Source organism: Salinicola sp. V024, from assembly GCF_052645315.1.
On record NZ_JBQXYB010000038.1, the window covers coordinates 1 to 1,331 of the forward strand.

At 65.6% G+C, this 1,331-nt stretch carries 1 protein-coding gene; it reads left to right on the forward strand.

Annotation, left to right across the window (positions count from 1 at the left end; all coding sequences use genetic code 11):
* On the forward strand, window positions 1-1,331 hold a 1,331-nt coding region (locus ACUN9V_RS19880; RefSeq protein ID WP_445512667.1), incomplete at both ends, for an Ig-like domain-containing protein.

Sequence of the window (1,331 nt, forward strand, 5' to 3'; positions counted from 1 at the left end):
TCAGCGCTGTCAACGGCGTAACAGGTAGCGTGGGGCAGGCCATCACCGGCTCCAACGGTGGGACCTTTACCCTTAACGCCGATGGCTCCTACAGCTTCAATCCGGGCTCGGCGTTCGATCGCCTGGCTGCAGGGCAGACCGACAAGACGCAGATCAGCTACACCGTGAGCGACGGCCAGGGCGGCACGGCCACCTCGACGCTGACCGTGACGGTCACCGGTACCAACGATGCGCCGGTAGCCGTGGCCGATACCGGCAGCACCGGTGAGAACGCCACCCTCAACGTCAATGCGGCCCAAGGTGTGTTGGCCAACGACAGCGATGTCGATGGCGGCATCCTGAGCGTCAGCTCGGTCAACGGCGTAACAGGTAGCGTGGGGCAGGCCATCACCGGCTCCAACGGCGGCACCTTTACGCTGAACGCGGATGGCTCCTATAGCTTCAATCCGGGCTCGGCGTTCGATCGCCTGGCCGCGGGTCAGACCGACACCACTAAAGTCAGCTACACCGTCAACGACGGCCAGGGCGGCACGGCCACCTCGACGCTGACTGTAACCGTGACCGGTACCAATGATGCCCCAGTCGCGGTCGCCGATACCGGCAGTACGGGTGAAAACGCCACCCTAAACGTGGCAGCCGCTCAGGGCGTGCTGGCCAACGACAGCGATGTCGATGGCGGTACGCTGAGCGTCAGTGCGGTCAATGGCGTGTCAGGTAGCGTGGGGCGGTCCATCGCCGGCTCCAATGGCGGCACCTTTACGCTGAACGCGGATGGCTCCTATAGCTTCAATCCGGGCTCGGCGTTCGATCGCCTGGCCGCGGGTCAGACCGACACCACTAAAGTCAGCTACACCGTCAGCGACGGCCAGGGCGGCACGGCCACCTCGACGCTGACCGTAACGGTGACTGGCACCAACGACGCCGCGGTGATCAGTGGCGACACGGCGGTCACCGCCGACGAAACCAACGCGGCGCTGAGCCTATCCGGCACGCTGACCGCGAGCGACGTGGACAACGCCGACAACGCCTTCCAGGCGACGACGCTGACCGGCGCGCACGGCACCTTGGCGCTGGCCGCGGATGGCAGCTGGACGTTCACCGCCTCGAGTGCGTTCAACGAACTCAACGAGGGTGACAGCGTCAGCGACGCGTTCACGGTGACAAGCGTCGACGGCACGTCACAGGTGGTGACGGTCACCATCAATGGCACCAACGACGCCGCGGTGATCAGTGGCGACACGGCGGTCACCGCCGACGAAACCAACGCGGCGCTGAGCCTATCCGGCACGCTGACCGCGAGCGACGTGGACAACGCCGACAACGCCTTCCAG